The organism is Oleiphilus sp. HI0086 (assembly GCF_001635225.1).
Genome location: NZ_LWFZ01000485.1, coordinates 1 through 461 on the forward strand (window position 1 = coordinate 1; position 461 = coordinate 461).

At 43.0% G+C, this 461-nt stretch carries 1 protein-coding gene; it reads right to left on the reverse strand.

The window, feature by feature from the left end; all coding sequences use genetic code 11:
• Positions 1-98 precede the first annotated feature (98 nt).
• Positions 99-461, reverse strand: a 363-nt coding sequence (locus A3756_RS05985; protein WP_156490307.1) for an aspartate-semialdehyde dehydrogenase, incomplete at its 5' end; no start/stop codon positions are given.

Genomic DNA, 461 nt, shown 5'->3' on the forward strand with positions numbered 1-461 from the left:
CGGTAAAAACGTGAAGTATGAGAGGTAGTACAAGAAGGGAGGAAGAATTGAGCCATATTGTTTATGTAAAACTGAAAATATGGCTCAATCAGAGCTAACTACTGTTCTAACAAGATGCGTAACATTCTTCTTAGAGGTTCAGCAGCACCCCATAGTAGCTGATCACCTACAGTAAACGCTGAAATATACTCCGGCCCCATTGTAAGCTTACGAATACGACCAACAGGAATGCTTAGCGTACCAGTTACTTCAGTAGGTGTAAGCTCATTAATCGTTTGCTCACGATCATTCGGAATAACCTTAACCCAGTCGTTCGCCTTCGCTAATTTTTGCTCAATCTCTTCCACTGAAATATCTTTCTTCAGCTTGATCGTTAAGGCCTGGCTATGACAACGCATTGCGCCAATACGCACGCACAGGCCGTCAATAGGGATCGGTGTGTCTTCAATGCCTAGTATTTT